Source organism: Acidiphilium sp. 34-64-41, from assembly GCF_002282635.1.
In the GTDB taxonomy this organism is placed as follows: domain Bacteria; phylum Pseudomonadota; class Alphaproteobacteria; order Acetobacterales; family Acetobacteraceae; genus Acidiphilium; species Acidiphilium rubrum.
Genome location: NZ_NCJX01000135.1, coordinates 1 through 6,058 on the forward strand (window position 1 = coordinate 1; position 6,058 = coordinate 6,058).

A 6,058-nucleotide genomic window follows, 5' to 3' on the forward strand; every position below is an offset into this window, starting at 1 on the left:
AGGCGCGTGGGGGCGGTGATGGCGGCGGGGGTGGGATGTGTGGTGATGGCATCGTTGTGGTGGGGCAGGCGGAGGCCGGTTTCGTCATCGGCCTCGAACGGATCGAGCATCGGCGGGGTGCTGAGGACCGGGGCGAGCCAGGATGACACCGCCCCCATGCCGCCCAGGGCACCGCTGCGCGCGCCGCGCACGGCACGGCCGCTATGGCGGGCGGACACCATGGCGGCGTCCTTGGCGCGGCGGCCGGCGGCGCGCCATTCGCCCGGACTGAGGCCGAAGCCGTAGAGCGCGCAGGCAAGGCCGATCACGGTGGCGAGGCCGAGGACGAGGCCGCGCCCGATGACGCCGAGCATCGAATGGCCGACCGCGGTGCCGATTCCGCCGAGCAACGCCCCGGCGACGCCACCGAGCCCGGCGGGCACCGGCCAATGGGTGGCGAGTGCCGGATCAATCGCCAGCGCGGCACCGAAGGCGGTGGCGAGGGCGGGCATGGCGAGCAGCGTGGTGAGCACGCGCAGGCGCCAGCGCGAGACGCGGCCGTGATTGACCAGCAGGAACGCCCAGGCGAGCAGGACCAGGCCGGGCAGCGCGCCGGCGATGCCGAAGCCTTGCAGCAGCACATCGGCCAGGGTGGCGCCGAAACTGCCGGCGAGGTTCTGGGCCGGTAGGCTCGATGCGGTATCGAACGAGGGATCGGCCACGTGGTAGGAGGCCAGGGAGACCAGCACGATCAGCCCGGCGAGCACCGCGAGCAAGGCGGCGATCTCGGCCAGATGCCGGGCAAAGCGCGCTTTCAGCGCCGGGGACAGGAAGCGTCGGGAGTCGGTGGTGGCGGACATCGGGCAATCAGGCTCCGGCTATGCAGATCGGACGTGTGCGAACGACATCAAGTATAACCCGAATCCTTATGATTCGACAAAACAAAACGGCCGGATGCTTGGGAGCACCCGGCCGTTGGCGTTATGGTGAGGCGGAAGGGCGGATCAGTCGCCCATCACCGGGACTTTCTGGCCATCGGCGTAGATCGCGTAGGCTTCTTCGCCATGCGCGGCTTCATCGCCCATTTTCAGCATTTCTTCGTCCATCCGCAGCGGCACCACCAACCCGATCAGCTTGAGCAGGATGAAAGTGCCGATCACGTTGATGACGATGATGTAGGCGGCACCATAGATTTGCAGCAGGACCTGATGGAAATTGCCATAGAGCCAGCCTGTCACGTTGACGTTGCTGTCCTTTTGCGTGCCGATATACTCGATCATGTGCGGGTTCGCGAGGATACCGGTGCCGATGCCGCCGATCAGCGCGGCGACACCGTGGGTGTGAATGACGCCCAACGTGTCATCGACCTTGCGCATGAACGCCATTTTGCCGAGCTTGTTCCAGGTGAACCAGGGCACTAGCGAGGCGACGATGCCGAGCACGATGGCCTCGGTGCCGTTGATGTAGCCGGCTGCCGGCGTAATCGCGACCAGGCCGCAGATCATGCCGTTGACCGCACCGAGCACTGAAGGCAGGCCGAACGACATGACATCGAGGGCGAGCCAGGTCAGCAGGGCGGCGGCGGTTGCGACGTTGGTGTTCAGCACCGCGGCCGAGGCATCCATGTTCGCGAAATACGGGTCACCGCCGTTGAAGCCGGACCAGCCGAGCCAGAGCAGGCCCGCGCCGATCAGGGTGATCAGCAGCGAGTTCGGGTGGAAGCTTTCACGATCGCGCGCCAGACGCGGACCGATCACCGCCGCCGCCGTGTAGCCCGAAGCGGCCGCGGTCAAGTGAATGACGTAACCACCCGAATAATCGACCACGCCCAACTGACCCAGCCAGCCGCCGCCCCAGAGCGAGAAGGCGCCGATCGTGTAGATGAAGGTCATCCACAGCGGCACGAAAATCATCCAGGCCTTGAAGCTCATGCGGCCGAGCACCGCGCCGGCCAGAATGATCACCGTGATGGCGGCGAAGACGAACTGGAACCAGACCATGGTGGACATCGGGAAGGCCAGCGGCGGCATGCCGCCTGCGGCATCCGGAATGATCGCCTGCTTTTCCAGATCGGCGGCCGAGGTGGTTGGGTGTGGAATGCCGAGGAAGTAATCCTTGCCGACATGCAGCCAATGCGGCCCGAAACTCATGTTGTAGGCCCAGAGCACCCACACGATGAGGACGGCGGCGAAGGCATAGAACACCATGAAGGCGGAATTGATCGCCCATTTTTTCTTGACCACGCCGCCATACAGCGCGGCAAGGCCCGGAATGCTCATCAGACCGACCAACACGCCCGACGTCATCTGCCAGGCGTTGTCTCCGGTATCGAGCCAGGCGGGGGAGGGTATCAGTGCCATTGTCTATTCGTCTCCATGCTTCCCAGCGATCATTAACGGCCACGGACGCAGCCGCACGACGACGCCCAGGCGCCGTTCATGCAATACCATGCAGAATTCATGCCAAACATTTCATGCGGACCCGGCGCTTACGAAAGCTTCATCCAATTTTTACATCGGACGCGACATTGATCACGAATTAAGCAGATTACTGGTCAATCAACCGGCAATCGCGCCGCAATGTCGGCGGTTATCACGAGACCGTGCGGTCAGTCTTGGAACTTGCACGTTGCGCAAGACGTGCGACATACGGGGAATGACGAAGAATCAAGTCGATATCGCCATCATCGGCGCCGGGCCGGTCGGTGCCGCCCTCGCCCTCGCGCTTGCCGACACGGGACGCTCGGTCCTGCTGGTCGACCGCGCTGCCCTGCCGCCGATGGAACATCCGGATTTCGACGGCCGGGCCTACGCCATCGCCGCCGGATCGCGCACGCTGCTCGATGACGCCGGATTGTGGGACGCCCTGCCCTTCGCCCCCTGCCCGATCGAACAAATCCGGGTCTCCGACGGCAAACCCGGCCAGCCCGCCTCACCCATGTTCCTGCACTTCGACCATCGCGACGTCGGCAATGACCCGTTCGGCTGGATCGTCGAAGCCCGCGCCCTGCGCATGGCGATCAATCGACGCCTCGCGGAGTCCAACATCGTTCTGCACGCCCCCGCCACGGCACACGTCACCCGGCACGACGATCATGCGACAATCGCGGTCAGCGGTGCCGGCACCTATCGCGCCCGCCTTGTGATCGCGGCCGATGGGAAAATGAGCAGCCTGCGCGCCGAAGCCGGCATCGCCGTCACCCGCTTCGCCTACCGCCAAAGCGCCGTCGTCTGCGCCATCAGCCACGAACGGCCACACGGCAACGTCGCCCTCGAACACTTCCTGCCCGGCGGCCCCTTCGCGCAATTGCCGATGAGCGATGCCGACAATGCCCATATCTCCGCCATCGTGTTCACCGAATCCCACGCCATCGCCCAACGCCTCGCCAGCATGGACGACGCCCGCTTCACCACCGAAGTCGCCCGCCGCCTGGGCAGCCACCTCGGCAATATCCACCTGGTCGGCAAACGCTGGACCTACCCACTCTCCGCACTGCACGCCCACCGCTACTTCGCCACCCGCCTCGCCCTGGTGGGTGACTCCGCCCACGGCATCCACCCGATCGCCGGACAAGGCCTCAACCTCGGCCTGCGCGACGCAATCGCCCTCACCCGCCTGCTCGCCACCACCGATGACCCCGGATCACCCGCACTGCTCGCCCGCTACCAACAAGCCCGCCGCCCCGATAACCTGATGATGCTCGCCGCCACCGATACACTCGACCGACTGTTCTCCACCAACTCACCCCCCATCCGCCTCGCCCGCGACCTCGGCCTCGCCGCCGTCAACCGCATGCCACGGCTCAAACACGCCTTCATGCGCACGGCCATGGGATTGGGTGGGCGGGGGTGAGATTGGGTTCAAGGAAGTAAGGCCAGGGGCTCTGCCCCTGGACCCCGTTAAAGGCGGAGCCTTTAAAATCCATTAGTTTTAGGCAAGGGGAGGGCGACCCAGGCCAGATCGACTGAACCACCGAGGCAGCGCCCTCCCCTTGCCTAAAACTAGCGGGTTCTAAGGGCTCCGCCCTTAGTGGGGGGTTCGGGGGGCAAAGCCCCCTGATCTTGCTTCCCTAACCTCACTCTCACCCCCGCTCCGCCCATGTCCGCATGAACCCGGGCACGGGAATGCGGAGTTTGGGGCGTTTTTCGGTGATGGCTTTGCGGGTTTTGCCGATGGTGGCGACGTTATCGAGGCGGCGGTCGAGGAAGGCGATGGTATCTTCATCGGACTCGGACAGATCGCGCAGCCAGAACAGCAGGGTGCTGGTATAGACGCCGGCGAGCAGGGCGCGTTTGGTGTACCAGGCGAAGTCGGCGGAGCGATCGCCAGCGGCGTGCCAGATGGCATCGACGGTGCGGGCGGTGATGGTGGCGGCGCGTTTGGCGTTATAGGGCAGGGCGAGCACGGCGATGGCGCGGCTGATGGCTTCGCGGTGCGGGCGGTTTTGTTCGAAGCGGAGCGAGATGATGGCGCGGACGCGGGCGGGGGTGCGGTAGGCGGCGAGGTCGGCGGCGAGGGCTGCGGCCTCCATGTCGCGATCGGCGAGGCAGGCCCAGGCTTCGATCATGTCGGCGGCGCCGCCGGGGAAGAGGAAGGCGGCATCGTCGGGGTCGCGGTTGCAGGCGGCGAGGGCGCGGCGCAGGGCGGTGCGGGTCCAGCCGTCGAACGGCACTTCGTTCAGCAGGGCGCGGATGATCGCTTCGTCGTCCGCCAGCATGGTGTCGCACGGGTTCATCGGTTCGATCTCCGGGGCTGGGTCGGGTTCAAAGTGTGGGATTGTGGTGGACCGCCAGGATATCCTCGCGGAATTTGGTGATTTCGTCGGTAAAGCCGATCATGCGCAGGTCGGTCATGCGGGTGGGGTAGAGGATGCCGTCGAGATGGTCGGCCTCGTGCTGGATGACGCGGGCGTGGAAGCCGGCGGCTTGGCGGGTGAATTTGGCACCGCTGGCATCGGTGCCGGTGAGGATGAGGCGCGCGGCGCGGGGGATCAGCGCGGTCATGCCGGGAATGGAGAGGCAGCCTTCCCAATCTTCGATCGGATCGCCGTCGAGCAGGGTGAGTTGGGGGTTGATGACGGCGCTGAGGCCGCGGGGCTCATCGCCTTCGATGGTTGAGACCCGGCGTTCCGGCACTTTATAGATGAACAGGCGGAGGGGCACGTGAACCTGCGGTGCGGCGAGGCCGACGCCGCCGGCATCGTCGAGGGTTTCGATCATATCGGCGAGCAGGCGGCGGATTTCCGGCGCGGTGGGGTCGGCCACCGGATCGGCGCGGGTGAGCAGAACGGGGTGGCCCATGCGGGCCAGTTTGAGGATCGCCATGATGCACAAATGGCGCAGTTGGCGCGTTTCGCAAACTGGCCCTGCGCGAAATCGGCTGAATTTCGAGGCGTTGAGGTTGGCAAAGCTGGGATTTTTGGTATACCGCTGCGCATCTGCGCTTGCCATGGCGCGGCTTTTTCTTGTTTTTTATCAATCGTCTATCACCCTTTTTCTACTTCACCAGCAACGGAGTGTCGGGCCAAGTGCAAGTTCTCGTTCGTGACAACAATGTCGATCAGGCGCTGAAGGCGCTGAAAAAGAAGCTTCAGCGTGAAGGCGTGTTCCGCGAAATGAAGTTGCGCCGCCATTACGAGAAACCGTCCGAGCGTCGCGCTCGTGAAGCCGCCGAAGCCGTGCGCCGCGCCCGCAAGATGGAGCGCAAGCGGATCGAACGCGAAGGCTTCTGATCTACGACTGATTGCTGGGTTCGACGAAGCGCGGCCGCAACGCCGCGCTTTTTGTCGTGCGCGGGTGATGGGGTGGGATGGGTTAAGTCAAGAAGGCCAGGGGCTCTGCCCCTGGACCCCGCTAAGGGCTCAGCCCTTAGAACCCGCTAGTTTTAGGCAAGGGGAGGGCGCTGGCTCGGTGGTTAAGCCGATCTGGCCTGTGTCGCCCTCCCCTTGCCTAAAACGAATGGATTTTAAAGGCTCCGCCTTTAAGGAAACTCTGAAAAACCCTTTACGATACGTTTTCGGTATGATTCATTGGGTTTGACAGAGAGGATTCCCCTGGATGCAGCGGAGTTTTGCTGAGTA

At 64.4% G+C, this 6,058-nt stretch carries 6 protein-coding genes; 2 read left to right on the forward strand and 4 right to left on the reverse strand.

Features of this window, described 5'->3' with window-relative positions; translation table 11 throughout:
- On the reverse strand, nucleotides 1-839 hold an 839-nt coding region (locus tag B7X49_RS17865), incomplete at its 3' end, for a DNA translocase FtsK 4TM domain-containing protein (RefSeq protein ID WP_286840469.1).
- A 144-nt stretch (nucleotides 840-983) separates the two neighbouring features.
- A complete protein-coding gene (locus B7X49_RS17870) occupies nucleotides 984-2,339 on the reverse strand; it encodes an ammonium transporter (RefSeq protein ID WP_286840472.1) in 1,356 nt (451 codons plus the stop codon).
- Between the two features lie 295 nt (nucleotides 2,340-2,634).
- On the opposite strand from B7X49_RS17870, the gene B7X49_RS17875 reads away from it, so the two are divergent.
- Nucleotides 2,635-3,831 carry a UbiH/UbiF/VisC/COQ6 family ubiquinone biosynthesis hydroxylase gene (locus B7X49_RS17875; protein ID WP_286840474.1) on the forward strand — a complete coding sequence of 399 codons (1,197 nt, stop codon included), beginning with the start codon at nucleotides 2,635-2,637 and terminating at the stop codon, nucleotides 3,829-3,831.
- 229 nt (nucleotides 3,832-4,060) lie between these two features.
- Here the strand turns inward: B7X49_RS17875 and B7X49_RS17880 are convergent, their stop codons facing one another.
- Nucleotides 4,061-4,714, reverse strand: a complete 654-nt coding sequence (locus tag B7X49_RS17880) for a COQ9 family protein (RefSeq protein WP_286840475.1) — start codon at nucleotides 4,712-4,714, stop codon at nucleotides 4,061-4,063.
- 28 nt (nucleotides 4,715-4,742) lie between these two features.
- Nucleotides 4,743-5,303 carry a peptide deformylase gene (def, locus tag B7X49_RS17885; RefSeq protein ID WP_286840477.1) on the reverse strand — a complete coding sequence of 187 codons (561 nt, stop codon included), beginning with the start codon at nucleotides 5,301-5,303 and terminating at the stop codon, nucleotides 4,743-4,745.
- 203 nt (nucleotides 5,304-5,506) lie between these two features.
- Here def and rpsU point away from each other — a divergent pair, with 203 nt between their 5' ends.
- Nucleotides 5,507-5,710 carry a 30S ribosomal protein S21 gene (gene rpsU, locus B7X49_RS17890; RefSeq protein WP_007421557.1) on the forward strand — a complete coding sequence of 68 codons (204 nt, stop codon included), beginning with the start codon at nucleotides 5,507-5,509 and terminating at the stop codon, nucleotides 5,708-5,710.
- The last annotated feature ends 348 nt before the right edge of the window (nucleotides 5,711-6,058 follow it).